Below are 26,293 nucleotides of genomic sequence, written 5' to 3'. Positions count from 1 at the left end.
GAAAAGAGCCGGACAGCGCTTTCTAATCAAAGCATGTCCGGCTTTTTCGGTTTAGTACATGTGCTGACCGCCGTTAATAGACAGCGTTGAGCCTGTGATAAAGCTCGACTCATCTTTAATCAGGAACAACACACCATCAGCGATGTCTTCTGGCTTACCTAAACGGCCAACCGGGATTTTCGCAACAATTTTCTTCAGTACGTCTTCTGGTACTGCTCGTACCATATCAGTATCAATGTAGCCTGGAGCAATAGCATTTACGGTGATACCTTTAGCAGCACCTTCCTGAGCCAGCGCTTTAGTGAAACCGTGGATCCCGGATTTTGCCGCCGCGTAGTTCACCTGACCATACTGACCCGCCTGGCCATTGATTGAACCAATGTTTACGATACGGCCAAATGAACGCTCGCGCATCCCCTCGATAACCGCCCGGCATGTGTTAAAACACGAAGCCAGGTTAGTTTGGATAACCGCGTTCCACTGTTCAAACGTCATACGGTGCATGGTACCGTCGCGCGTGATACCGGCGTTATTGATCAGCACATCTACGGGGCCAAAATCCGACTCGATTTGTTCTATGGCAGCTTTGGTTTTTTCGAAATCTGACACGTCAAATTTCATCGCCGCGATACCTGTTCGCTCGGTAAATTCCTGTGCCGCCTGGTCGTTTCCGCCATAGTTAGCCACTACGGTATAACCCGCACTTTTCAGTGTCGTACAGATTGCTTCACCAATACCGCGTGTTCCACCTGTAACGAGTGCTACTCTGCTCATGCTATTTCCTTCTTGTTTGATATTGCTCAACGTACAACTGATTACTATATAATCATCTATAGCTTGAATATTCCACCGTGAAAATCAGACGTTGGTCTATAAACTATGCTCCAAGTCAATAGCCTATTCGATCTATATGACATTTTAATAATAGTATTCAGTTACTTATTCTTCGTTGTTTTAACAGAAGGAATTGCAGTGGTCGGATCTTCAGGCCAGTAATGTTTGGGATAACGGCCTTTCATCTCTTTTCTCACTTCAGCATAACTACCCTGCCAGAAGCGCGGTAAATCATTGGTAGTCTGAATCGGTCGGCCAGCCGGTGATAACAACTCTACCGTAACCATCTGGCGACCCTGAGCAACGGTCACTGGTGCAGCACTGCCATAAATTTCCTGCATTTTGACTGACAACACTACCCGCGATTCGCTTTCATAACGCAAGCGTCGTGTTGTGCCGCTGGGCACTTTAAGGCTCGCGGGCAATTGTTGCTCAACGACCTGACGCTGAGGCCAGCTCAATGTTTGCAGTAGTACCTCCGCCCAGTGCGCTTTTTTAAGCTGGCTAAGTGACGCGCATCGCCCTAATACGGCATGCACCACCTCCTGCCCGAGTAACCAGCTTGTCGACACCTCCGGCCAGGGCGAATCGCCATCAAAACCGCTGGCCACAAGATTATGTGTTCGCGCCATATTAAGCCGGTTTAAAGTCTCTTCAAGCTCATTAAAGAATGGCCAGTCTTTAATGTCTTTTTCGCCTAACCAGTCTTGCCAGCATTGAATTCGCTGAGCTTCGCCCAGCTTAGCCAGCGGTTGGCGAGACAGCAGAATTTGCTTAAAGTAACGCCGCTCTTCGGCCTTCATTGTGTCGCTTTGAGCGTCGTAAAAGGCAACCTGCTGTAACGAGACAGAATCCGCAAAGCGCTCATGAATAAGCGGCTCTTCGATTGGCTGAGCTAAGCGGATCAGTAAATTAGCGCCTTTGCGTTGGCCTGCTAATACCGCCAGCCAGGGATATTCTGTTGCCGCCGGCTGAACCAGTTCTGCACCGGTCCCCATGGCCAGCTTAAATTCCTGTAAGTTGCGCGCCCGGGCAATCCAGCTAGGCCTCGCCAGACTTATTGCCAGGCCAAGGTATTGTTCCGGCACATTCAGCCTGGAGTCTATTTTGGCGTCGCTGCCTAGCAAACGAGCATACCTCGACGCCTGACGGCTTACCGATTGTCTGACCGGAGAAGGTATGGAGCGAAGAACATCACTCACCAGCCAGTATTCCGTTCGGGGAGCTTCTTCGGCCAGAGCAGTTACCACGCAACCGGCTGTCAGCAGTGTTTGCTCATCCGTTAATTCAGCTTCCTCTTTGAGCTGTAACAGCATACTGGCGAATTTCGCATCGACCGGTAGTTTAAGACTGTCCTTACCAAGTGGCGTAATCCGCCCGTTAGTATCCAGTAATCGGAGTTCCTGCAGCGTCTGCGTTGCGGCATTTAATTGCGCTTCACTCGGCTTGTCCAACAGCGGCAGGGCATCAAGAGAAGTGCCCCAATCGGCACTGTGTAGCACCAGAGACGTTATGTCTTCAGTGCGTATGGCGGGTAGAGCGAACTCTGCCAGTCGGCTATGAGCTTCTTTACTCCAAAGCCGGTAGCATGTGCCCTCCTGTACCCGGCCCGCACGACCTTTACGTTGCTCAGCTGATGCCTGTGAAATCATTTTTAATGACAGCTCGGTCATGCCGGTTGTCGGATGAAACTGAGCGACCTGCTCCCGGCCGCTATCAATAACCAGTCGAATACCTTCAATAGTTAAGCTGGTTTCTGCAATATTAGTAGCCAGTATGACTTTTCTTAAACCCTCTACATGAGGCCTAAGAGCTAATTGCTGTTGCTGAAGTGGCAAAGCACCATGAAGAGGTAGGACTGCCACTTCTTTGCTCTCTATACCAGACAAAGAACCCAGCACCTGATTAATGTGTTTTACGGTAGGTAAAAACACCAGTATGTCGCCACATTCTTTAGTGAGCACCTCGGTAATCAGGCCGCCAATACGCGGGCTTAATTGCGAAAGATGACACTCGCCCACATACACTTCTTCCACGTCGAAGCGGCGCCCCTGGCTGGATAATACAGCTGCTTCCGGTAACAGTTTACGCAGAGGAGTAACATCCAGCGTTGCCGACATCACTACCAGGCGCAGGTCATCACGCAGGGTTTGTCGTACCTCAGTGGCGAGCGCCAGACTGAAGTCGCTGTGCAGGCTGCGCTCATGAAATTCATCAAACAACACAATATCCACGCCGGCCAGTTCCGGATCCTGCTGCAACCTACGGGTGAGGATCCCTTCGGTAATAATTTCCAGACGGGTGGCCGCACTGGTTTTCTGCTCGCCGCGAATACGATAGCCAACTGTCTCGCCCACCTCCTCGCCTAACTGCCGTGCCAGGTAGCCCGCCAGTTGCTTCACTACCACACGGCGGGGTTGTAATAGCAAAATCCTGGCGGAGGTTGACCGCAACAAGGCCATGGGTACAGCGGTGGATTTACCGGCACCGGGCGGCGCGCTGAGCAACACATCAGTGGTATCCAGAGCGGTAAGTAAATCAGGTATTATGCTTTCTACAGGTAAACGTTTGGACATCAGATTAAGTTCGGCAACGTGCTAAAGAATAGTTGTTCTTTAACTATTTGTACTACACTAGAATAAAAAGAGGCAGTATAGCCATGGCCGGTTAAGACATAAACCTGTCTTGTTCTGCGCCGGATAAACTGCCAACATAGCTAGCCATTGAGCTTATCAGGCCCGGACGTAACATGCGTTATTTTATTGGATTGGATTTATCACCGGCAAACAAACTGGCCTTAGACAACTGGCGGGAGAAAAGCCTGCCGGAACTTCCACGAGTCAAAATGCCGCTGAATACCAAAGCGCCGGTACGCCAGCCGCGCCCTGTGCCGGCAGCTAACTTTCATATTACCCTGTGTTTTTTAGGGTCTGTCACTCCACGTCAATTAGAAGCGGTGACCGAGCGCCTCGCTGAGGTGACATCGCAACCCTTTGAGTTGTCGCTCGATACAACCGGCTTTTGGTCGGGGCCGAAGATTTTCTATGTGGGCCCCGAACAGGTTCCGGAACCGTTGTCAGAACTGGCCGCAAAAGCAACGGCCGCCGCCCGTCAGGCTGACATCGCCGTCGAGAAGCGTGACTACCAGCCTCATGTTACGATGATCCGCAACGTTAAAGCTGACTTTCCTCCTCCACTTTTCCCGCCGTCAGTTGTCTGCCAGTTTAGTCGGTTCCATTTATTTGAGTCTGTCTCTACCCAATCTGGTGTAACATACCCCATCCGCCAAAGCTGGCCGCTGCGTAACACCAACTCAGTGCGGGAAAAATTGCTGCGCGGGAATTTTTAACCTTTGCCTCTTTACAGCACTGTCGCGGCTCGGTAAAAAGACACATCACTTTAGAGAACACCAGTAACATGCACCAAACTTTCAGACTTATTATCGATTGCCCCGACCAGGTTGGCCTGGTTGCACGCGTATCCCAGTTTCTGGCTGACCATGATGCGTCAATCCTCGAAGCCAGCCATCATACCGACGTTCAGACTGGTCGGTTTTTTATGCGCCACGAAATCAGCACCGACTCATTAACGCTCTCTTATGATCGTTTTATTGAAGAATTTACCCCGCTGGCGAATGAGTTCCAGATGCAGTGGAAAGTAACTGATTCATCCAAGCGCCAGCGAGTAGCACTGCTCAGTAGTGTTGAATCCCATTGTCTGGTGGATATTTTGCATCGCTGGCATACCGGCGAATTACATTGCGATATTCCCTGCATTATTGGTAACCATCCGCAAATGAAGCAGTTTGCTGACTGGTACAAAGTGCCTTTTCACTGGGTAGACTTTAAGACCCTTGGGAAAGAAAACGCATTTAAACAAATTGAAGTACTTCTGGATGAATATGCCATCGACCTCACGGTACTTGCCCGTTTTATGCAAATCCTGCCCGACCACCTGTGCTCAAAACTGGCCGGCAGAGCAATTAATATCCATCACAGCTTTCTGCCCTCCTTTGCCGGAGCAAAGCCCTATCAGCAAGCCTATGATCGCGGCGTAAAGCTCATTGGTGCAACCTGCCACTACGTTACCCGTGACCTCGATGAAGGCCCGATTATTGAACAAAGTGTTAAACGTATCAGCCACAGTGATACAGCTGCCGACATGGTACGTAAAGGTAAAGACTGCGAAGTTAATGCGCTGGCTACGGGTGTGCGTAACCACCTCGAGGACCGGGTCATCATTCACCACAACAAAACTGTGGTATTCGCGTAGTCCTTTTGTCGCTGGCAGCGTGCCATACAACGCCTGCCGGTTGCACGCCCGAGTGCCAAAGCACCAAAATATATAATTCTACAATAACAAAATGACAGGAACTCTATGCTTACAATAAAAAAGACGCTCACTGCCACAGCCATAGTGTTGGCACTGGCGGGCTGCTCTGAAGCACCATCGAGCAACGAAAATACCGCCTCCGGCGCTGCCGAAGCAGCAAACCAGACAGTTGAAAACACCTTGTTGCAACCTTTTAAAGGCCCCTATGGTGGCGTACCAGCATTTGAAGATATGCAACTGGCCGATCTGATGCCAGCCATGGAAGCCGCTATGGCTGAACACCTGGCCGAAATTGATGCTATCGCCAATAATTCCGAAGCGCCTGACTTTGCCAATACGATTGTGGCTTATGAAAAGGCTGGCGACACCATTGGCCGGGTCTATACCTATTACGGAATCTGGAGCTCTAATGTATCCAGCCCCGAGTTTCGTGAACTACAGCGGGAGTTATCACCTAAGCTGTCAGCCTACCGCTCCAAAATCAATCAGAACACTAAGCTTTTTGAGCGCATTAAGGCGGTTTATGAAAGTGACGAACTGAAGTCTCTTACTGACGAAGAGCAACGCATCACGTGGCTTATCTATAACAGTTTTGCCCGCAATGGAGCGACGCTGGAAGGCGAAGCCAAGGCTCGTTACGCCGAGATCAATAAAGAGCTGGCAAGCCTGCATACCCGTTTTTCCAATAACGTGCTGGCAGATGAAGAAAATTACGTCACCTATATTACGGCAGAGCAACTCGACGGTTTGCCGGAAAGCTTTGTTAAAGCCGCAGCAGCTGCTGCCGCAGAACGTGGTAAGGAAGGCATGTATGCCATTACCAATACGCGCTCATCAATGGATCCTTTCCTGACCTATTCAACACAACGGGATTTACGCGAAAAAGTATGGCGCACCTACTACGACCGTGGCGATAACGGTGACGAGTTTGATAACAACGACATCATCAAACAAATTCTTACCTTGCGCCATGAACGCGTTCAGTTGCTCGGTTACAATAACTATGCTCAGTGGCGCCTTGAAGACCGCATGGCGAAGAACCCTGAAAATGCCATGGCGCTGATGATGAAAGTCTGGCCAGCTGCATTGGCCCGGGTAAAGGAAGAAGTGGCCGACATGCAGGCCATCGCCGATGCCGAAGGTGCGGACATCGAAATTAAACCCTGGGATTATCGTTTTTACGCCGAAAAAGTTCGTCTCGCGAAATACGACCTCGATTCCAATGAGGTGAAACAATACCTGCAACTGGATAAACTGCGCGAAGCCATGTTTTATGTGGCCGGACGCCTGTTCAATTTTGACTTTAAACCGGTTCCGGCGGGCACGGTACCGGTATTCCATCCAGATGTAAAAGTATGGGAAGTAGCCGATAAGAATTCCGGTGAACTGGTTGGCCTGTGGTATCTGGATCCGTTCGCTCGTCAGGGTAAACGCTCCGGCGCCTGGGCAACCACGTACCGGCGACACACCACCTTTGATGGTGACAAGAACGTTCTGTCATCTAACAACTCCAACTTTGTGAAAGGACCGGAAGGAGAGCCAACGCTGATTTCCTGGGATGACGCTGAGACATACTTCCATGAGTTTGGCCACGCGCTGCACTTCCTGTCGGCAAACGTTAAATACCCCACTTCACACTCTGGCGTCAGAGATTACACTGAGTTCCAGTCGCAGTTACTGGAGCGCTGGCTGACCACTGATGAAGTCATTGATGAGTACCTGGTACATTATGAAACCGGCGAACCCATACCTGACAGCCTGATTGCTAAAATCAAGAAGGCATCAACCTTTAATGAAGGGTTCAAAACCACTGAATATATGGCATCAGCCATCATGGATCTGCTCTATCACACCACAGATCCTGCCAATATCGAACCAGACAGTTTTGAGCGTGAACAACTCAAAGCACTGGGAATGCCTGAAGAAATCGTGATGCGTCACCGTACTCCTCACTTTGGCCATGTTTTCTCTGGTGAGGGCTATTCAGCGGGTTACTATGGCTATATGTGGGCAGAAGTATTAACCGCGGATGCAGCAGAAGCATTTGAAGAAGCGCCGGGCGGCTTTTACGATGAAGAAGTGTCAGCCAAGTTAGTGAAGTACTTGTTCTCGGTACGCAATGCTATGGATCCGGCCGAGGCCTATCGCATGTTCCGTGGTCGTGATGCTAACGTTGAAGCACTGATGCGTGACCGTGGCTTTCCGGTAACATCAGAGCAGGATAAATAACCTAAGCGGTTAATATAACAAAGGCCAGCCGCAAGGCTGGCCTTTTTGTTTCTGCTCCCGGTTACTCGGGCAGCTTCACCTTAATAAGCTTTGCAGCACTGAGTGGTGAGCTTTCCTGAGTCAGCCAGATTGTATTATTTTCGCGAACACAGAGGCCTTCTACCTGCCCATAGCCGTTAAGCTTATAGGTACTGATTAAGTCAAACTCCGCTGTCAGGGTGGCAATAAACGGCTTGAACATACCCAGTGCATTACTGGTATAGCCAACAATCACATAGCGGTTATTTTGTGTGTCAAAGTCAGCGCCAGTCACCACTCCTGGGATCCCTGATACCTCAGCTACCGGCGATAAAAGCGGGGTTGTCTGGCCTTTGTCGAGCAAATACACTTTTACCACACGCGTTAGCCAGCTCTTGGAAAACAGCACCAACTGGTCGCCCCGGGAGACCATGGCTTCTGCATCATAGTCGTGCGCGTAGTACTCGTTTTTGGCGATATCATAGTTTTCATAGTTGACCGGCAAAGGTGTAATATCGCCCGTGTCTGCCCTGCTGACCTTTAACACTGCCAGATCACTGCGTTTACCGGCATTGTTACCAAAATCACCAATGTAGAAAAACTCGCTGTCTGCCGTTACCGACTCCCAGTCTGTATTCTTGCGCGGCAATTTCTCACTTTTTACAATCGTGCCGGAAGTATCCAGAGTAAATAAATCGGGGCTGTTGCCCGAATCATTGATAGTGTAAATATAGTTGGCATCACAATATAAGCCCGAGGTTTCCACTAACTGTTCGTCTAAAACAATGTCTTCGAGCACTTCGATACCACTGTCGTTACCAGAATCCGTGCTGCTGCAAGCGGCAGGGAGCAATAACAGGCTGATTGCAAATGCCTTACCAGCACCTGCTATAAAAGAAGAATTTTTCATAACTCAATTAACGCGGTGAAACGTTCCATTTGTTGCCGCTAATAAGACTGGCGATTTGTACTCACCCGGCAAACAGCGATTTTGCCTGCCGGGTATATCAGCTTCCCTTATGAGGTTTAGCCGAACTTTCTGCGAGTCAGGAGCAGCAAACCCAGAGAAAGCAATGCAATGCCGGCTGGCGCCGGAACCGGTTCACTGTCTGTACAGGCAGTGTGATCCGGGTTTTGGTCACAAAAATCCACGGTTTCCTGTAATTTCACTTCGGCGAAATTAGTGACGAAATCATCGATTTCACTCTGAACGGTGGTATTCAACTCGTTTAAATCGAAGCTATTACCGCCATTATTCAGAGCTAAGTCAATCAACTCGCTGAAGTCACCGCCCAGTACCACATTAAATAACGCAGAGTTGTCTTTTAGCACGCCATCCAGTGAGTCGGCATCGAAATAGTTGTCGCTGTTGCTGGCTTCGTCGGCAAACAAAATCAGGTTTTTCACCGCATCGTCGCGGTAACTGAGCCCTGGCTGTTCTGAAGGCAGCGCTTCCAGCGCGTAAGCCGTGGCATCATAAGCGGGTTCATCGGCGCCTACAGGTGTGATCCCCGCCATGGCACTGGCAAAGCCTGCCGCATCAACGAAATCAGACAGGAGACGGATGCTGTCACCTGCAAAGCCGTAGCCTATTAGTGCAAACTGAGCGTCCAGCCCACCGTTTTGCAAAATACTGGCAAAGGTACCTATGCTGTCACGAAGGTTATTGTGGATAGTGCTCATTGAACCACTTTCGTCCACCAGCATAACCATATCGGTTTTAATAAGGGCCGCATTAGCAGGGGCCGTAACAGTGAATAAACCAAACCCGAGCATAACGGCGGCTATCAGGGCTGACCACGTTTTTCTGTTCTGTCTTTTCATTTTTGTACTATCGTAATGCATTGTTATAAAAGAAAAAGTGCAATAATCATTCCATTAAAAAAAATGGCTCAAGATCATTGATTTATCAAAGTCGAAATCAACAATATTCTCATGAGTGTAAAAAACTCCGACATAATTATAACGGAATCGATTACACCGTTTCCCAAGCGGAAAGTGAACACATGATACAATTCTGGTGTATAACATCTGGTAGGAATCTAATTGCTGTTGTTTTACGTCGCAGCCAAACAAAAATAAGGACTCTTTGAGTGTCAGATCCAACTATTGCTCTGGTCGCCGTCGGCCTGCTTTCAATCAGTTGTCAGTATTTAGCTTACAAGATTCGTTTACCGGCCATTTTACCTCTTCTAGTCGTAGGTATTCTGGTTGGTCCGGTTTTTAATGTATTAGATGCAGATGCCCTGTTTGGTGATTTACTCTTTCCGGTGGTATCGCTATCGGTCGCCATTATTCTGTTTGAAGGTGCGCTGACCCTTAAATACAGTGATATTGCCGGGCACGGTAACATGGTCAGAAACCTCTGTAGTATTGGGGTTCTGGTCACCTGGATCATCGCCGCCACAGTGGCCCACTATGCGCTGGACATTAGCTGGCAGCTATCGTTCTTATTCGGAGCCATCGTCACCGTAACCGGGCCCACCGTTATTGTGCCTATGCTTCGAACCGTACGCCCCCAAACAAACCTTGGCAATATACTGCGCTGGGAAGGGATCATTATTGATCCCATCGGTGCATTACTGGCGGTGTTAGTTTACGAATATATCATTTCGTCGCAGAGCGCCGTGTCTCACACCCTGGTTGCCTTTGGTAAAACGCTCGGTATAGGGCTTGGCCTGGGTATGGCGGTCGGCTACTTCCTGGGCATCACTCTGCGCCACAATCTGGTTCCTCATTACTTACGCAATACAGCGGTACTAACCATCATCCTGGCAGCCTTTGCCGGCTCCAATTATTTTGCTCACGAGTCCGGGCTGCTAACCGTTACTGTGATAGGCGTCATGATGGCGAACATGCGGGATGTGGACGTTGAGGACATCCTTGAATTCAAGGAAACGCTCAGTGTATTGCTTATTTCCGGCCTGTTTATATTACTCGCCACCCGCCTCGATTTAGGCGCCGTGGCTGATGTAGGGTGGGCAGCAGCAGTCGTTTTATTCTCGATTATTTTCATTGCCCGTCCGCTGGCGGTGTTTGTCTCATCCATTGGCACCGGACTTAACCTGCGCGAACTGGCTTTGCTGAGCTGGCTGGCGCCACGAGGTATCGTTGCCGCGGCTGTTTCGGCCTTGTTTTCACTCAAGCTGGAGCAACTCGGCTATGCCCAGGTAGAAATCATCGTGCCATTAGTTTTCCTGGTGATCATTGCCACCGTGGTGTTACAGGGCCTTACGGCTAAGCCCGTAGCGGCACTGCTCAAGGTGCGCGCTCCGGTGCCCAATGGCTTTCTGCTGTTTGGAGCCAGTGAATTCAGTCGCATGCTGGCCAAAGAACTAATTAAACATAAGGTGCCGGTACGAGTAGCCGATACCAACTGGGATGCTATCCGCGCGGCCAGAATGCAGGATATCCCGGTGTATTTTGGTAATCCCACGTCTGAGCATGCCGCCATCCATCTGGATTTAAACACCATAGGGACGGTACTGCTGTTATCGCCCTATAAACAGCTAAATCCTATGATTGGTTATCATTTTGAGTACACGCTGGGTAAGGATAAGGTCTGGGGCCTGACCAACAACGAACTGGCCACCCGGCCTAGCCATCAGGTTTCTAAGGATTATGCTAAAAAACTGTCGTTGTTTGCTGAAGGCATTACCTACGGGTATCTGGCCAGTGCGGTTAGTCGTGGTGCGCAAATAAAAACCACGGCACTCACACCTGAGTTCACCTTTAAGGACTATATGGAAAAATACGGTGATGCAGCCACCCCACTGATGTACATCAACGAAAATAACCGCATGCATGTTTTGCTTAGTTCAGATGAAACAATTCCGCGTGCTGGCAGCAAGCTGGTCAGTTTGGTGGAAGCTGAGATGCTGGATTCAGAAAAAGTCGTGAAGCCGACGAAGGACTAACAGAATAGCACCCTGTCTGTAGACAGGGTGCCTCTCCCTGGAAACAACGAGCAATTAGATGGTGCGTTAGGTGCAACCTTTTGAATTTTTGTTTTGCCTAATTACAGCGTCGCTTGGTTATAGCAACCAACAGGCCAACTTTAGTATAATTTATAAATAACTGAAATATTTGAACTTTACAAATAAAGCCGGTCAATTTCACCAAAAGTATGCGCTTACAAAGCACCAAAATTAAGCACAATATGCTTCATCGCACCAAATTGGTTAATCCGCCAGGCGCGATGCTCAATCGCCCCTGACAAGCCCTTATAAACCTATGCAGACTCCTGCTCGATCATCGATTTAAGGATGCGTCTTACCCGCACAGGCCCGGCATCGCTGCTGATTAACACCGGATCGAGAGCCAGGAAGTCATTAGTTTCCATCTGGTCCTGAACGGCATCGAGGATTGGACCATCCTCATCCTCAAACGCACCGTGCATGCTTTCAATCTTGATCTTGTTGAACTCTGCATCTTCCACATTGTGATTTCGACGGGTTGCAAAGAAATAATGGGTACTGTATTCAGTTTCAGGCGTACAGGTGTGTAAGTCGTATTGAGAAACAGTATTGTCGTAGTCCATGGCTGAACCATCCTGAGTAGCACCTACCGTTAGCTGGATATGGGTAGGGTGCGACCAGGTGACTTCAACAAAGTGCGCTGCAGGCTCACCTGGCTTTGGCAGGAAATCATTAAAAATCAACATCGGTGGTGTTTGTTCCCACTCCCAGCGCACTGCAACTTCGTTGTTTTCGTCTTCAACCTTGGGGATTTGCGGTGACAACTGGCCACGGGTAGTAATGATTTCGCCATGCAGGTGATCAATATGGCTAAGATCCATAACGTTATCGGTGATCAGCTCATAATTACAGGGACGCTTCATATACGTGTGCGCCAGCGCATTAGGGTGACCGTTATCCAACAAAGAATAGTCAGGCAGCAACGCCGGGTCTGCCGGCTTATCGCCCATCCAGATCCAGATAAACCCGTATTTTTCCATTAAAGGATAGCTTTTCACTTCAGCCTTGGCCGGAATATGGCCGCCACCATGCGGGTTATGGGTGCACTTTCCGTCACTATTAAAGGCCAGGCCATGATACGGACACACCACACAGTCGTCTTTTTTCTTACCCATACTGAGTGGGGCAAACCGGTGTGGACAACGGTCATGCAGGGCAACCGGCGAACCGTCATCGCGGCGGTATATAACCACCGGCGTGTCCAGCAACCGTCGCTTAAACAGCGAGTCGGTAACTTCGGTGGATAGCGCGGCGGCATACCAGGTATTGGTCAGAAATTTACGGCTAGTGTCTTTCATTAGTAGTTCCTTAACAAGTTTTTTAGCTTTCATTTAAGGGTTAAAATGCCTTTGTAGGTCGGTACAGTGGTTATAAATCGAGGACCAGTAAGGCTGATTTGGCGCGTGAGCAGCAAGGCGTGAATACGCTATTGCTATCTCTTTCGGCCTGGGTTAAAAACAAATCACGATGTTCTGGCTCGCCATCAATGATTTTAGTGACACAGGTACCACAGACTCCTTGTTCACAGGACACGGGGACGTCCACGCCATTATCCTGCAACACCTGTAACACGGTTTGATCGTCTTTCACGGTGAGCAACTTGCCGCAGCTGGCAAGCTTAATCTGGAACGAATCCGCATCATCCGGCGTCATTTCTACTCCGGAAAAATACTCAAAGTGAATGTTGCTATCGTCCCATCCGGCAGCTATAGCCGCATTGATCACAAAATCCATGAAGCCTTTAGGGCCGCACACAAACAGATGGGTATCGGCACTCACTTCAGCAAATACTGCTTTGGCATCAAACGCTGGCTGCGTGATCTCTTCATCAATGTGCAGATGTACGTTTGCAGCAAAATCACTGGTAGATAAGCGCTGTTCAAAAGCCATTCTCTCGCGGCTGCGACAACAGTAATGCAGGGTAAAATCGGCATTCTCCCGGGCCAGCTTACCGGCCATACACATAATCGGCGTGACGCCTATACCGCCGGCCAGCAACAGATATTTTTTGGCAGCAACGAGCTCAAAGTGATTACGTGGTGCGCTGATTTGCAAGGTGGAGCCAACCTGCAGATTTTCATGCACAAACTCAGAACCGCCGCGACTCTCAGGCTCCCGTAAAACCGCGATTTTGTAACTTGTAGGGGTGGCGCTGTGTTCATACAACGAATACTGACGAATTAAGCCGTTTGGCAATACCAGGTCGATATGGGCACCCGGGGTAAAGGCCGGGAGCAAGCCGCCTGTTGTAGGGGCCAGTTCGAAACTGACAATCCCCTCGGCTTCTGAAGACTTGTTAACAACTTCAACATCTATCAGTTCTGAATTCATTCTTTACCTCTCTCGGCCATGCTTCTTTTGCATCAACAACAGAAAGCTAACCAATTAATTAAAAACAACTTTCACAATATTTAATCAGAGATAGCAAAGGCTGAGCCAGGTTATAAAAAAATGTCTTATGTTCTTGATATGTGTATTATTTGTTAACTTTTTATTTGCATATGAAAGCTTTCATGTTAGGTTTCATTACATCATTTCAATCATACTGAAATGGCTTTAATGGTTTCAGTTACTGATTTCATTCACCCAATTGAGATGCCCAAACATGGAAAAAAAGCAGGAAGTTGAAGCTAAAGTCACGCAGTTGCTTTCCGAGCAACTCATGTTTGCGCCGGACACCGGTCACATCCGGTTATTCGATCAGCGCATGTTACTTATCCCTGGCAAAACCCTCGGGCTGTTGCGCAAAGAAATGATCGAAACCTTTAGTTTTGAGAAAGCCAAGGAACTGCTTACCCGGCTGGGTTATCAACGAGGGGTGAATTACTACCACCACCTGCGCAGTATTTCCGGTGAAGACACCGATACTCTGATCCGCTCGGCAATGCGACTAGCCGAACTAGAGGGTTATGTTTATCACGATCCTATCGAAAGCATGCAAATCGATGTAGAGAAAGGTATCTTTCAGGGTGACTATCAGTGGCATTCATCCTGGGAAGCAGAATACTATTTGTCGCATTTCGGTTTGAGCAGTCGACCCACCTGCTGGACAATGGTGGGTTACGCTAACGGTTTCTCTACCGCTATGTTCGGCCGCCCGGTTGTGTGGCGGGAAGTAGAATGCAAAGCTATGGGCCATAAGACTTGTCGGGTAATTGGCAAGCCCCTTGATGACTGGGAAGATTCAGAAGAATTGGGGAGCTTTCTGAAAGTGGAGCCGTTTGTTGATCTGCCCAAGCTACGTCAACACCAGGTGCCCGCCGATATCAGTAGCGCAGAAGAGCCCGGCTCGCCTTTGAATGAATTAGTTGGCGCATCCGCAGGCTTCAATAAAGTGATTTTCCGCCTGAAAAAGGTCGCCCCTACGGATACCAGTGTACTGTTACTGGGGGAAAGTGGTGTGGGGAAAGAACGTTTTTCCAAAGCCCTGCACGCTATTAGCCGGCGCAGCAAAGGCCCGTGCGTATCGGTAAACTGCGCAGCTATCCCAAATGAACTGGTAGAGTCAGAGCTGTTCGGCGTTGAGAAAGGCGCCTTTACCGGTGCCAATTCCACCCGACCAGGCCGTTTTGAGCGAGCCAGCGGCGGTACCCTGTTTCTGGATGAAATTGGTAGTTTGCCCCTCGCCGCACAAGGCAAACTGCTGCGTGCGATCCAGGAAGGTGAAATCGAACGCGTAGGCGGAACTGAAATTATTAAAGTAGATGTACGGATCGTAGCAGCCACTAACAATGACCTGCGAAAAGCCGTCGAAGACGGCGAATTCAGGGCCGATTTATTCTATCGTTTAAATGTCTATCCTATTGAAATTCCACCGCTTAAAGAACGTCGGGAAGACATTCCCCTGCTGTTCAACGTATTTGTTGAGCGGTATGGCCAGAAAGCCAGTAAATCCCTCGCTGGAATTACACGTAGGGCTTTAGATGCTATGTGGCATTACGACTGGCCGGGTAACGTGCGGGAACTGGAGAATCTGGTTGAACGGGCGGTGATCCTGGTAGACGACAATATGCCCATCGATATTCCTCATTTATTTAACGGCGGCGAGAACATCGAAACCGCCTCCCTGGGCTTAAGTTCATCAGGTCGACTGCAACAATCCGACAAGAAGGCCCTGACCACAGACGCCAACGAGGAGGCGCTGATTGATAATCTGCTGGAGCAAGGCGTATGTGTCGAAGACATAGAACAAAAGATGATTGAGCAGGCCATGCGTCGCACCGATGGTAATGTATCCGCCGCGGCACGGCTGCTAAAAATGGGCCGGGGGAAACTCCAGTATAAGTTAACCAAGCAACCGGAATAACGCTACCCTGAAAGGGGGCAAAATGCCCCCTGATGCTTGCTGTCAGAGCCCCTGACGACTAAGCAGTGCATACATGGCAAAACTGCCTAACCAGTGAGTCCCTTCATAGTGATTATCCACTATAGTCGGTAAAGCCGCTTTAACGTGCTCATCGCCGATACCTTGCAGATGACCGTATTCAGCAGGAAACGCTTTAGCAACCCCGTACAACGACCAGGCGCGACTAAAATTAAGTCCATCCAGGTGAACCAGCTTACCATCGGTGCGATCACTCACCCGGGCAGGCTCCAGAGTAAATGTCTGATTACTCAGTTCAGGCATAAAATCACCGGCCCAGCTTTTGAACTGTTCCGCGGGTAATACCTTGCGCATCAGGTTTAACTCTTCAAAACAAGGCGACAAAAAATCGAATCCGTTAGGCTCCCAGGCAAGAGGACACTGCCTATCATCAAGGTACCAGTGCAAGGCACGGGCTCTGATGAGCTCAGCCAGTGCGTCATTGGCTGTTACCACGGCAAAGTCATACGCCATAGACAGCCCGAATGCAGTATTGGGGTGTTCACCGGTACGAATAGGATAGATAAGTTTAGGCAAAAAGGTTTCGTACTTACTCACCATCAGCTCAGTTAACGGCTGTAAGATTTGCTCCAGCTCTCTGGCCAGCGGATCATCCCAGCTGTGCAGTTCAGCCGCCAGGGTTAGTAGCCAGGCCCAGCCGTAAGTACGCTCGTAGTTTTTATTGCCGGGGGTCGCAAAGAAAGCCACTTCTGCTGCTATGTTTTCTGCCGTCAGATTAGTTTTCAGGATGGCTTTGATACCTTCCCTGTCGGCTAAATCCAGAAAATTACGCAGCAGATTGACCATCATCCAATGACCATGCACGCTAGAATGCCAGTCAAAGCAGCCATAAAAGGCCGGGTGCAGTGCTTTGGGTGACTTCAGATATTCGTCACTATCAAGCACCTGATTGAGTTTATTCGGATACTCCACCTGGGTACATTTAAGCGGTAGAGAAGCCAGGCGATTCGCCTCTTCAAGGGTAAGTGCCGGGGAGCTGGCCTGACTGGACAAAGACCAGATGCTCAGCGATATGGCAAACAGCATCGTTGCTAGCCTGAAAATAACCATGATCTGATTTTCCTTTTTATTTGTGATGGTTATCAGACATGGTCTGCAATTCATACCGGTAAGTAAAGGCGTTTTACAACCAGGCATACCATAAGCGGTTTATGGCGTTAAGAGGAAATGTAGTGACAAGATGTTTCAGAATAATGGGGCAGGCCGTCGCCTTGCCCGATATTCCTTTATTCAGTTAGCCATTATCCGAGGAGGAACCTGGCATGGTTCGGATGCCAAGATGGTCGACTGAATTAACTGCCCGAGGCTCGCATATACTGCGTATTAAACTTGGTCACTGGTGACAGGCTGGGATCGACCACCCCTTTAAACTGCGCAGTGGTGCAGTGATTCGCCTGCACATCCACCATACTAACGGCATCGTCAATAGACACACCGGAGCCCTTATTCATGGCCAGATGGTGATCAGGGTGGGCCTGACCGATAGTATACGACTTCCACATAGACCCTTTACGGTCGTAAGAGATCGTACGCGGAATAGTAAAGGTTTGTGCATCAATGAGATGAACACGCTTAGACAACGGGTGTGAATCGTTCACAGGAACGGATTCCAGCTCATAGACCTTACGCAGCTGCCAGGTAATATTCGGGAAACAGCCTCCCTGACCACTAAAGGCAACCATTTCAAAGCCATCGTCATCCTGGTGAGTCTCAGAGTCCAGTTCCAGATCATTGTGATTGTAGAATGGCATCAGGATGTTACGAGTGCCTTTATAGGTCCATTTCATATCGGAAACGCGACCGTTATACCCCTCAAAATCCTCAATCATCAGATCTGAGCCCAGAAAGGCGTCGGTTACCTGACCGGTAGCCAGACGTCTTACCCGACGCTGGAAGCCCAGATATAACCAGGAGTTATCACGCTTAAGGTCGTCGCTTGAGCGGTGAATTAGCAACTGCGTATTACGCACGTCCGACGGTTCCAGCACCATGCCATAGGTCGCGCGGAATAAGTCCGACGGGTTAGGCGTAATCTCTGGTTTAGGCTCGTGGTTAACCCGGCCTTTAAAGTTAAGGAAGTGGAAATTAAACTTAATGGTACGCTCTATTTTGCCCGACTCCATGTCCCGGAACTTCCAGTACGTCGGATAGATGGAACCACTGTCGCCCCAGTTGTAACCGTATTTATAGTTCCAGGCCAGTTTCTCACCGGCGCGAGGGTCATTCATGTCCGGCTCTTCAGGGAACGGGCGGCCTGCCACCCAACCACTGATCTCACCCACTTTGTCACCCAGCTTTACCTTACCCAGCCCGTCTTCCGTGGCTTTGACATAGTTTTCATGCAAATCAAAAGAGGTGGTTTCGTCTACGGTGATAGAGGTCATACCGCTGGAGATAAAGTTGTAATAAGCCGGGTCGACGATGTCTTTGAACTGCTCTACGTTTGACTGGTCGATGACCATGCCCGGAGTCAGTCCGGTAAATTCAGGGGTATCTGCCTTGTAGGGATAAAACGATTTTTCCACTACTTCAGAGGCAGCCAGTGCACCGCCCGCCAGAGAGGAAAGCGCGCCCCCGATAATCAATGCTGATAGTTTTTTTATCTTTAGAGTCATAATTGAATTCCTATTAGAAGCTATAACGAAGCGTTAACTGAAGCTCATCTTCTTTTTGTGCCATGCCGATGGGGCCGGATTTAAAGCGTCCCATAGGTTCATAGCCACCAAGGCCGAGTGAATATCCATCCGGATGTTCTGGAAATGCCTGGGTAAAGGGTGAGAATGGATTACAGGTGCGACAATCATCGTAAGAACGGGCGCCGGTACCGACCTTAAAGTTGGCCCCGCCAGTAATTTTGAAGTTGTCGTTAACGATATATTCAACCGCAAAAGAGATAACCGATGCTTCGGCGCGGAAGTCGTGGGCTGCCGATATTTGCGGGCTCAGGCGGTCATTCATCCACCAGCCTTTAATCAACAGGGTAGCCGTCCAGTTTTCGTCCCAGTCAGGCATACCCACCGGACCCAGGGCTCGCTGCTCTTCTTCATGGTCGAGCAGATGCTGACCAAAAATCTGACCTGAGAACAGGAAAGCACGGCGATCATTCAGGAACGGAATAAAGATGTTTTTATCGGCACCAATAACGTAGCGAATAACATCTGACTCGGAGTACAGCTCTTCACGCATAGTGTTCGCGAACTCCTCTCCTGAGGTATGAGCCGCCTCCACCCGGAACACCGTATCAATGCCCTGTGAGTAATAATCGACTGAGCCACCCAGCAAGGTAACCCGCGGGAAATGGACATCAAAGGCTATCAGCGATGGCCAGACGCCCACTTCACCGGTATAGGAATTTTGTGCAGGTATACCACCACGCAACGATGGTAGCTGTGAGCGGTAGTGCAGGGCATTCAACGAGAAGCCGAAATCACCTAAAATACCTTCAAATTTTACACCAACCTGCGAGTTTGACAGGCTCCAGCTAGGCATATGTGCCTGACGCAAACCAATCTGGCCGGGGCCAAAATCTGTTGCGCCGACACCGCCGGCAAAGTTAGACACCGTACCGCCGTAGTCCCACAGGGTTTTCATGCCACGGAACAAGCAACCTGCATCCAGAATCACGTTAGGGTTACCGCACTGCCCTAAGTCATGCGGGCGGAAACGGTCGAAATTCCAGATTAGCTGCAGGTTAATATCATCAAAGGTTTCTGTTGCCCCCATCCGATAATCCATTTTTAGCATCCACATCGGGATACGGATATCTTCCAGCTCGTCATAAATGTTGTTACGCGAGTAATCTACCGGGTTGATAACGTCCAGTACCCGGAATAAATCGGTACGCCCCCAGATAACCTGCTGTTTACCCAGGCGGGTACTCAGCACGCTGCCGCTGTCGGTATAAATATCAAAATCCAGATATAACTCACGGATGAAGTCCAGGCGGTCATTAAGCTCAGGTGAGCGTAATTCATCACCATCCTTGTCAAGATAACCGTTAATACAGCCGCGGGAGTCCACATCACACGGGCGAACCGGTACCCCAAAAGTTACGCCGCCGTTAGCCTCATGCAGAGCCTGGCCCAGCACTATCATGCCCTCATTAGGGTGGTTGGCCACATCAAAAGTGTATGGCAACGGAATCCCCTCACCAAAGGGGACAGTGGTACCCGGCCCGGTCGCAATGTTTTCCAGTGCTATGGGGCCGCCGGCGTTGTCGCCGTATTCATCATCATTAAGGTCGAATACGCCGTCATAGGTGACCCGAAACGTACCGCTTACCGATACGTTACTGAACATCCCCTTGTTGCCGTACTGCTTTTCGGCCTCAATTTGCAGGGTATTTCTGAATTTAGACAATCCGACATTATCGCGAACGTAAGTCGCGTTCTCGATAAAGCCGTTAACTCTTGCATCTTCTGCGATTGCCGATCCCGTGCCGCATAACAGCAACGTCGGGAGCGCATAGCGACGCAATATGGAGCAATACTTATTGGGTTTTATTGTGTGCATCCTAATATCCTCTGGAGCAATGTGTAAGGAAAGTGCCGCTTACGCGCGGCTTACGTTTCCGGCTAGACTTCCGCCTTCGTCGCCAACGTCTTTATGCGTGGTTGGTTGTTTGGCAGATTCGCCATCGGCATACAGCACACCATCTTCGTCGCTGTATACATTGACGATAAATTTGGGTTTGAACACCAATACCCATGCTGGTACCAGCAACATGGCGGCAAACCCGTTGATTACGATCATGACGCACAGCAGCAGGGCGGCGTCGGACTGGAAGCGCAGGTCAGAGAGAATGACCCACATGATAATCCCGGCCATCAGGGTGACGGCGGTAAAGCTAATCGCCATCCCGGTAGTGGCAATTGACTGGCGTACAGAGGTTGTCAGATCCTGGGTACGGGCCATAAATTCGCGAATGCGGTCCATCATGTAGATGGAATAATCGATGCCAACGCCAATCCCCACCGCCACTACAGGGACGGTGTTGATATCGATACTAAGGCCATATAATCCCATGTAGGCGTAAGTGAGAGTGGTAGCAAACATCATGGTCATCAGCATCATTACGCCGGCATGCCATGAGGTGTAAAACACCATCACAAAGATGAAAATCAGCAAAAATACACTGGGCAGCACAATCAGGTTGGTTTCAAAAGCGGATTCGTTCATTGCTGCCGCTACCCCAAGTGTACCGCCAGCTAGACGGATAGTGAGTCCTTCTACATCATCTCCGTGATCGGCAATCCAGGTTTTGGCCATGTGAATAGCACGACGGATCGTTTCGCCCTGGCGGTCTTTGTAGTAAAACACCAGGTTGGCAATACGATCATCGGTATCATTAAACTCATTCAGAGCGCCGGGGATGGGGCTTGACGCCATATAGGTAAACATCAGCCCGCCCACATAAGATTTATCATGAGGGATCTGGTACCAGCGCGGGTCGTTATTGTGCATCAGACGGTTAACCTGCATCACCAGATCGGTCAGGCCTTTGCTGCCACCCACTTCGGGGTCGCTGAGCATGTGCTGCTGTAAATCTATCAGCGATTTCAGCACTTCCGGGCGTTTAAGGCCACCTGGCTCATCGGTTTCGGCCACAATATACAACTCTTCTGAGCCGGGGAACTGCTCGTTCACCACCCGTGACGACACATTGTAGTCGTGGTGTGGATACAAGATAGGCGAGCCAGGCTCCGAATCGCCAATTTGTACGTTAGATGCGCTCACCAAACCAAGTGCCATAAACGCTGCAGCCGCTAACAGTAAGCTGCGAGCCGCGCCCGGTCTGCCGACCAGACGCGAGCAACTAGCACCGATGTGGCGCAAAAAGGTTTCTTTGAGTTCTGGATTTTTCGGTGTTGGCAGAATGGTCAGTAGCACGGGTACGCCTACCAGCACGGTAAACACCACGGTGATTGCCCACAGCGACGCGTAGAAACCAAGCTGAGTATTCAGTGGTATAGAGCCAACCGCAATTAACAGCAAACCAACAGCATCAGACACCACTCCCAGTGTGCCGGGGCGGAACAGACTATTAAAGGTTTCCTTAGCGGCAATAGCCCCATCTCCGTAAACGGTCACCTCAGCGTAATAACGCTCTACAATTTGCACACCATGACTCATGGCCCGGGCGGCGATCAGGAAGGGAATGACCAGACCCAGAGGATCCAGGTTATAACCGAGCAGACTAATGATCCCCAGACCCCAGATAGTTGAGACCATTACGCCGCCAAGAGGCACAAGCACGCCGTATGCACGGCGAAAATGAAAAATCAGTAACGCCAGCATGATCAGGATAGTGAAGAAGAAAATCTGCACGATTTGATCAAGGTAAGTATACGCCCAGCCCACCAGCACCGGCTGCCCGGTTGCATAAATGTTTATGCCAGCTTGTTTTTCCTGCTCACGGATTTTTTGCAGTTTCTCAAAGGTACCGGCGTAATCCAGCTGCCCTTCGATTAACTGAGCTTTAACCAGCGCCATCTTAAAGTCAGGAGACACCAACGGGCCGTAGACCCTCGGGTTCGCCGCAATATTGGCCTGCATCTCGTCTAGTTGCGCCTGGCTGTAGTCGCCTGAAGTCGCATCGAAGTAGGGCTGTGAGTTAATACTTCCTACTTCTGTAAGCCAGATATGGCGTGAGTTACGGTGGGTTACACTGGAAACCAGATTGTGGTTAACCCCGGGCAGGCTATCAATCGCCTGGGTCATACGGTCAATCTTTTTCAGGTTCTCGTTGGTAAAAATATCGCCGTCGGTAAACTCAATGCCTACCACCAGCACATTGGCACCACCAAAGCTGTCTTTGATACTGTTGTGTAACTGTATATAGGGGTGCTGCTGAGGCAGCAGGTTAGAAAAATCTGTGAAGATCTTGAGCGCGGGGATCCGGCTCATAAAAAACAATGTCAGGGCCAGGATCACCAGCAACACGGTTTTCGGATGACGAAACAGGCTGAGTTCGAGTTCGTGCAGTGCGTGAGTAAACTTATGCTTTGGCTTATTCATGGTATTACTCCTTCGAACCAGTCATTGATGAAGTCAGAGCCAGATATACACCTCGTCCGCCGGCAACATGAGTGACGCCGTCGGCAGAGGTAGCAGCCGCCCGCAGGTAAACAGGCGCAGAAGGGGGAACAATGGTAGTCCAGCTACCGGCAGCGTTGCGGCGAAGCACCGTGGTGTTTTCGCCCAGTCCCAGCAGCTGGTCATTGGCGGCAACCAACTGATAAACCGGAACGGCAGTATCCACTGTTTCTTTTGACCAGGTTTCGCCGCCATCTTCGGTGGCATAAATGTAGCCGTTAAGGCCGCTTATCCAGCCGCTTTCCAGCGATGTGAAGTACATGCCATGGGGGTAAAACTCGTCAGGCAGGAAGCCTGTTACATCCCAGTTCTGGCCACCATCGGTGGAGGATAAAATCATCCCGTACTCGGCACTTGCTACCGCATCGGTGTCATTCAAAAAGGCGATATTGGTAATGATGGCATCTTCCTGAAGAGAGAATGTCTGCCAGTTAGCGCCGCTATCGGTGCTGTGCATAATGGTGGAAAAGCTGCCCGCAACCCACCAGCTTCCGTCCGGCGCACAGGTTACGTCCATCAGTTGTTCGTTAGTGGGAATAGCGATTGATTGCCACTGACTGGCCTGGGGCTGTTTCAACCAGATGTTGTTATCAAATGACAAAGCGATTGTCTCACCGGAAGGGCAGGCATCGACGGTTAACAATGACGCTGCACCCTCGAGGATTTGCCGCTGCCAGACTTCGCCATCTGCAGAAGAGATAACCAGACCATTATTACCCACGGCGATAAGTTCATCACCGTTAGCCACCATGGACTGATAAAAATCGATACGTTGAATGGATTGCGCTCGTTGGGCTTCAACGGCTGCCAGATTTAAGGGAGCTTCACAGCCGGGTTAAGAAACTACAAGCAATGACTTTGGTGCAACACCGAATCTTATATTCACCTAATTTCATTATTTTAATAATATTTTGTTAACATTAAGCCAACAAAAGCAAAGGCGGTGCCAGGTCGAAAAATAAAATTATTAGTTGATTTAGATCAATAGTTTATACGGAAAAATTTACAAATTTGTAAGGAAAACAAGGAGCTACAAAACAAGAAAAGGTTAATGAAATGATAAAATAAGAATTGCTGAAGTTATTCATTTCATTAAATTTGATGGATTGATCCAATCAGAAACCGGCTAGTCAACCTGAAACAGGTGTTCCAGTTTTGGCTGATTGTGAACGTCTCTGATTACCAGTTTGATGGCTTTAAAAGTGGCATCGTACGCCCCGATTTCAAAGGTAGCCCCCCAATAATTGAAATAATTGAGTTGTTTGGGCGAGCCATTAAACAACATATTTTTTAACACCCGGGTGGTGCCATCTTCACTAACACCAAGCCACTGCACAACAACGCCGAGTTGCTCATCGGCCTGAACAAAAAATTCGCCGGCTGAGACAGTAAACTTAACCCCTAAACGATCGCCGATGTTTAGCTTTCGTACCTCTGTCTGGTAAGCGTCATTGCCATTCGCCTGAGTGACCAACCTGCCCGCTTCAACCAGTTCAGCATCAATATTCGATGTGGTAATAGCGTGATAGCTGTTGAGGATGGTGGCTATTTCTGATTCCGTTAACTGCTGTGATGTGATTAAACGCGCAATCATTTGCCGTATCAGCGGATCATGGCTCTTTCTGGACTGGGCTGGAATCATTGCAAAAGCCTCTGCACAGCTCTGCGCTGTTTCGCTGGCGGACGGATAAAGGCACTTAAAAAGCATGCCAATCAACTTACCACTGCTGTCTTCGTTATCGTCCGGGAATTTGAGCATAGTTTGCCTTACCAGCGATGGATTGCTGTTGAACCGATCGTTAAACAAATAAGCTGTGGCCAGAAAATACGCTGCATCTGCGCTTCCCTGCCCGGCGGCCTGGTTAAGTAAACGAATAATTTCGTCGATGGGATAAAGTTTCTCGCGGGCATTGAGCTTTGCCAGCGCCAGTTTGTACAGCGCTTGATGGTGATTACTGGCTGCCGCTCGCTGGTAGTACTCAAACGCTTTTCGTTCATCGCGGTCGACCAAATCGTTGGCATAAAACGTATCTGCTGCCACGGTTAAGTCTTTCACCAGCGCAGCCTGAACGTTATCCGGCTGTGTACTTAAATCGAGCAATTCCAGCCCCAGCGTTCGCCGGATAAAATCATCAATAATAACGTTCTCATGAATATCTCCCTGCCATGTCGGGTGGCCGTGGCCGGTATTGTGGTAATACACATGCTCGAAAGGGATCTTCAGTTTATTCAGCACATAGTCCAGTCGCTGGGTGTGCTCAAAGGTAGCAACCTCGTCGTTGTAACCGGCTGTGATAAGCAGCGGCGTGGCGATTTTTTCGGCCAGATAAAGTGGTGATATCTGATATAAATCCTCGCTGTACTCCCCCACGGTTTAAGACACCTGGCTGGCCCATGCGTTATTGGTTTTCAGGTTACTCTGATTAAATAGCAAGGGCAGGTCGTATACCCCGAAACGGGAAATAACGCAGTCCACCAACTCAGGATGCAAAATGCTTAACATAAGCGAAGAATAGCCACCGTAACTTGAGCCCATAGCACAGATGTTCTGCGCCGGCGCAACCTGCTGTACCTTTTTCACAGCGGCCAGAATGTCCTGCTCGATTTGCTGGCCAAATTCGCCTACCCCGCCTTCTCTGAACGCTTTACCAAACCCAAAGGAACCACGAAAGTTTACCTGTAAAACGGCGTATCCACGGGTGGTATAAAACTGAGTCAGGCGGTTAAACTCTGTAGTATCACGAACGCCAACCGGGCCCCCGTGAGGCATGACAAGCAATACATCATTAACCTGCCCGACCGGAGGGTAGTAATAAGATTCAACCTTACTGCCGGCCGAGATCACTTCATAAACCTGTGGCCTGGAGAATTTATAGTCATCCAGTTCCGGTTGCACTGAGAACAGGAGCCGAGCTTCCTGTCTGGCAACATCAAACAAATAATAATCGGTTGGCGCATCCGGTGCGCAGGCCACCGCCACATACACATCAGCGGCTGCACTGTAATCTGCCAGTGTAAAGCGACGGCCCGGCACGCTTTGATTTAGCTGTGCCTGATGATATTCCTGCACAGCGTTAAGGTACTCCACTACCATTTCACCACCTTTATAGTAGCGTACGCTGGCCGGTTCACCGCTGTTATGATCAATGGACGCAGAGACCAGATCATAACTTTCGTGCTCATATAACACATCGGAAAAAGTGGCGGTGGGGATGTCATACAGGTACAAAGCGATTTTATCGGTGGCAATATCACTCAGTACCGCAATTTGAGAGTCGTTGAGAAAACCCATGGGCTCGAAAGTGTAGTCGGTATTAAAGTCTTTGAGCATTACCTGCCAGGACTCGCCTCTGAGCTTGCGGTACTTGATGGTATATGTTGCGTTTTCATCATCGTAGCTCAGGCCCAGTAACATATCTGCGCC

16 protein-coding genes and 1 pseudogene are annotated in these 26,293 nt (G+C 49.5%); 5 read left to right on the top strand and 12 right to left on the bottom strand.

What is annotated here, in order from left to right:
- Positions 1–51 precede the first annotated feature (51 nt).
- Positions 52–774, bottom strand: coding sequence for an acetoacetyl-CoA reductase (phbB, locus tag AC566Q_RS01465; protein WP_296044274.1), 723 nt, complete (start codon positions 772–774; stop codon positions 52–54).
- 161 nt (positions 775–935) lie between these two features.
- Positions 936–3,410, bottom strand: a complete 2,475-nt coding sequence (gene hrpB, locus AC566Q_RS01460; RefSeq protein ID WP_296044277.1) for an ATP-dependent helicase HrpB — start codon at positions 3,408–3,410, stop codon at positions 936–938.
- A 173-nt stretch (positions 3,411–3,583) separates the two neighbouring features.
- Here hrpB and thpR point away from each other — a divergent pair, with 173 nt between their 5' ends.
- The 3 genes from thpR to AC566Q_RS01445 all read left to right on the top strand — a co-directional run bounded on the left by thpR (position 3,584) and on the right by AC566Q_RS01445 (position 7,395).
- Positions 3,584–4,183, top strand: coding sequence for an RNA 2',3'-cyclic phosphodiesterase (gene thpR, locus AC566Q_RS01455; protein ID WP_296044279.1), 600 nt, complete (start codon positions 3,584–3,586; stop codon positions 4,181–4,183).
- A 68-nt stretch (positions 4,184–4,251) separates the two neighbouring features.
- Positions 4,252–5,106, top strand: coding sequence for a formyltetrahydrofolate deformylase (purU, locus tag AC566Q_RS01450; protein ID WP_499612889.1), 855 nt, complete (start codon positions 4,252–4,254; stop codon positions 5,104–5,106).
- 105 nt (positions 5,107–5,211) lie between these two features.
- On the top strand, positions 5,212–7,395 hold the full coding sequence (locus AC566Q_RS01445; protein ID WP_499612887.1) for a M3 family metallopeptidase: 2,184 nt from the start codon (positions 5,212–5,214) through the stop codon (positions 7,393–7,395).
- Positions 7,396–7,456: 61 nt separating this feature from the next.
- Here AC566Q_RS01445 and AC566Q_RS01440 read toward each other — a convergent pair whose 3' ends face one another.
- Together AC566Q_RS01440 and AC566Q_RS01435 are read right to left on the bottom strand one after the other, a co-directional pair.
- Positions 7,457–8,323 (bottom strand): hypothetical protein, encoded by an 867-nt coding sequence (locus AC566Q_RS01440; protein ID WP_296044285.1) that lies wholly within the window; start codon positions 8,321–8,323, stop codon positions 7,457–7,459.
- Between the two features lie 116 nt (positions 8,324–8,439).
- Complete coding sequence (locus AC566Q_RS01435) at positions 8,440–9,237, bottom strand: vWA domain-containing protein (protein ID WP_499612885.1); 798 nt, start codon at positions 9,235–9,237, stop codon at positions 8,440–8,442.
- 269 nt (positions 9,238–9,506) lie between these two features.
- Between AC566Q_RS01435 and AC566Q_RS01430 the strand changes: the two genes are divergently transcribed.
- Complete coding sequence (locus AC566Q_RS01430) at positions 9,507–11,330, top strand: cation:proton antiporter (protein WP_499612883.1); 1,824 nt, start codon at positions 9,507–9,509, stop codon at positions 11,328–11,330.
- Positions 11,331–11,644: 314 nt separating this feature from the next.
- Here AC566Q_RS01430 and AC566Q_RS01425 read toward each other — a convergent pair whose 3' ends face one another.
- Positions 11,645–12,688: a Rieske 2Fe-2S domain-containing protein gene (locus tag AC566Q_RS01425; RefSeq protein ID WP_499612881.1), complete on the bottom strand. Its 1,044-nt coding sequence runs from the start codon at positions 12,686–12,688 to the stop codon at positions 11,645–11,647.
- Between the two features lie 70 nt (positions 12,689–12,758).
- On the bottom strand, positions 12,759–13,721 hold the full coding sequence (locus tag AC566Q_RS01420) for a PDR/VanB family oxidoreductase (RefSeq protein WP_499612879.1): 963 nt from the start codon (positions 13,719–13,721) through the stop codon (positions 12,759–12,761).
- A gap of 274 nt (positions 13,722–13,995) precedes the next feature.
- On the opposite strand from AC566Q_RS01420, the gene AC566Q_RS01415 reads away from it, so the two are divergent.
- Positions 13,996–15,696 carry a sigma 54-interacting transcriptional regulator gene (locus AC566Q_RS01415; RefSeq protein WP_499612878.1) on the top strand — a complete coding sequence of 567 codons (1,701 nt, stop codon included), beginning with the start codon at positions 13,996–13,998 and terminating at the stop codon, positions 15,694–15,696.
- A 42-nt stretch (positions 15,697–15,738) separates the two neighbouring features.
- Here AC566Q_RS01415 and AC566Q_RS01410 read toward each other — a convergent pair whose 3' ends face one another.
- The 6 genes and pseudogenes from AC566Q_RS01410 to AC566Q_RS01385 form a co-directional block, all read right to left on the bottom strand.
- Entirely contained in the window at positions 15,739–16,824 is a 1,086-nt protein-coding gene (locus tag AC566Q_RS01410) for a DUF2891 domain-containing protein (RefSeq protein ID WP_499612877.1), read from the bottom strand.
- 242 nt (positions 16,825–17,066) lie between these two features.
- On the bottom strand, positions 17,067–18,389 hold the full coding sequence (locus AC566Q_RS01405) for a DUF1329 domain-containing protein (RefSeq protein ID WP_499612875.1): 1,323 nt from the start codon (positions 18,387–18,389) through the stop codon (positions 17,067–17,069).
- A 13-nt stretch (positions 18,390–18,402) separates the two neighbouring features.
- The gene (locus AC566Q_RS01400; protein ID WP_499612873.1) at positions 18,403–20,286 is read right to left on the bottom strand and encodes a DUF1302 family protein; all 1,884 of its coding nucleotides are present in this window, start codon (positions 20,284–20,286) and stop codon (positions 18,403–18,405) included.
- A 39-nt stretch (positions 20,287–20,325) separates the two neighbouring features.
- Positions 20,326–22,791 (bottom strand): efflux RND transporter permease subunit, encoded by a 2,466-nt coding sequence (locus AC566Q_RS01395; RefSeq protein ID WP_499612871.1) that lies wholly within the window; start codon positions 22,789–22,791, stop codon positions 20,326–20,328.
- A 4-nt stretch (positions 22,792–22,795) separates the two neighbouring features.
- Positions 22,796–23,620, bottom strand: coding sequence for a WD40/YVTN/BNR-like repeat-containing protein (locus AC566Q_RS01390; RefSeq protein WP_499612869.1), 825 nt, complete (start codon positions 23,618–23,620; stop codon positions 22,796–22,798).
- A 375-nt stretch (positions 23,621–23,995) separates the two neighbouring features.
- Positions 23,996–26,284 (bottom strand): annotated as a pseudogene (locus tag AC566Q_RS01385) (prolyl oligopeptidase family serine peptidase).
- Positions 26,285–26,293 lie beyond the last annotated feature (9 nt).

The sequence above is a fragment of the Alteromonas sp. H02 genome, assembly GCF_059682525.1.
The sequence above is the reverse complement of the archived record's forward strand: the minus strand, read 5'-3'. Positions and strand labels throughout refer to the sequence as shown.

Excerpts from the sequence above, each read along its gene's own strand:
- phbB (WP_296044274.1), bottom strand. The coding sequence starts at position 774 with ATGAGCAGAGTAGCACTCGTTACAGGTGGAACACGCGGTATTGGTGAA.
- hrpB (WP_296044277.1), bottom strand. The coding sequence starts at position 3,410 with ATGTCCAAACGTTTACCTGTAGAAAGCATAATACCTGATTTACTTACC.
- thpR (WP_296044279.1), top strand. The coding sequence starts at position 3,584 with ATGCGTTATTTTATTGGATTGGATTTATCACCGGCAAACAAACTGGCC.
- purU (WP_499612889.1), top strand. The coding sequence starts at position 4,252 with ATGCACCAAACTTTCAGACTTATTATCGATTGCCCCGACCAGGTTGGC.
- AC566Q_RS01445 (WP_499612887.1), top strand. The coding sequence starts at position 5,212 with ATGCTTACAATAAAAAAGACGCTCACTGCCACAGCCATAGTGTTGGCA.
- AC566Q_RS01440 (WP_296044285.1), bottom strand. The coding sequence starts at position 8,323 with ATGAAAAATTCTTCTTTTATAGCAGGTGCTGGTAAGGCATTTGCAATC.
- AC566Q_RS01435 (WP_499612885.1), bottom strand. The coding sequence starts at position 9,237 with ATGAAAAGACAGAACAGAAAAACGTGGTCAGCCCTGATAGCCGCCGTT.
- AC566Q_RS01425 (WP_499612881.1), bottom strand. The coding sequence starts at position 12,688 with ATGAAAGACACTAGCCGTAAATTTCTGACCAATACCTGGTATGCCGCC.
- AC566Q_RS01420 (WP_499612879.1), bottom strand. The coding sequence starts at position 13,721 with ATGAATTCAGAACTGATAGATGTTGAAGTTGTTAACAAGTCTTCAGAA.
- AC566Q_RS01415 (WP_499612878.1), top strand. The coding sequence starts at position 13,996 with ATGGAAAAAAAGCAGGAAGTTGAAGCTAAAGTCACGCAGTTGCTTTCC.
- AC566Q_RS01410 (WP_499612877.1), bottom strand. The coding sequence starts at position 16,824 with ATGGTTATTTTCAGGCTAGCAACGATGCTGTTTGCCATATCGCTGAGC.
- AC566Q_RS01405 (WP_499612875.1), bottom strand. The coding sequence starts at position 18,389 with ATGACTCTAAAGATAAAAAAACTATCAGCATTGATTATCGGGGGCGCG.
- AC566Q_RS01400 (WP_499612873.1), bottom strand. The coding sequence starts at position 20,286 with ATGCACACAATAAAACCCAATAAGTATTGCTCCATATTGCGTCGCTAT.
- AC566Q_RS01395 (WP_499612871.1), bottom strand. The coding sequence starts at position 22,791 with ATGAATAAGCCAAAGCATAAGTTTACTCACGCACTGCACGAACTCGAA.
- AC566Q_RS01390 (WP_499612869.1), bottom strand. The coding sequence starts at position 23,620 with ATGGTGGCTAACGGTGATGAACTTATCGCCGTGGGTAATAATGGTCTG.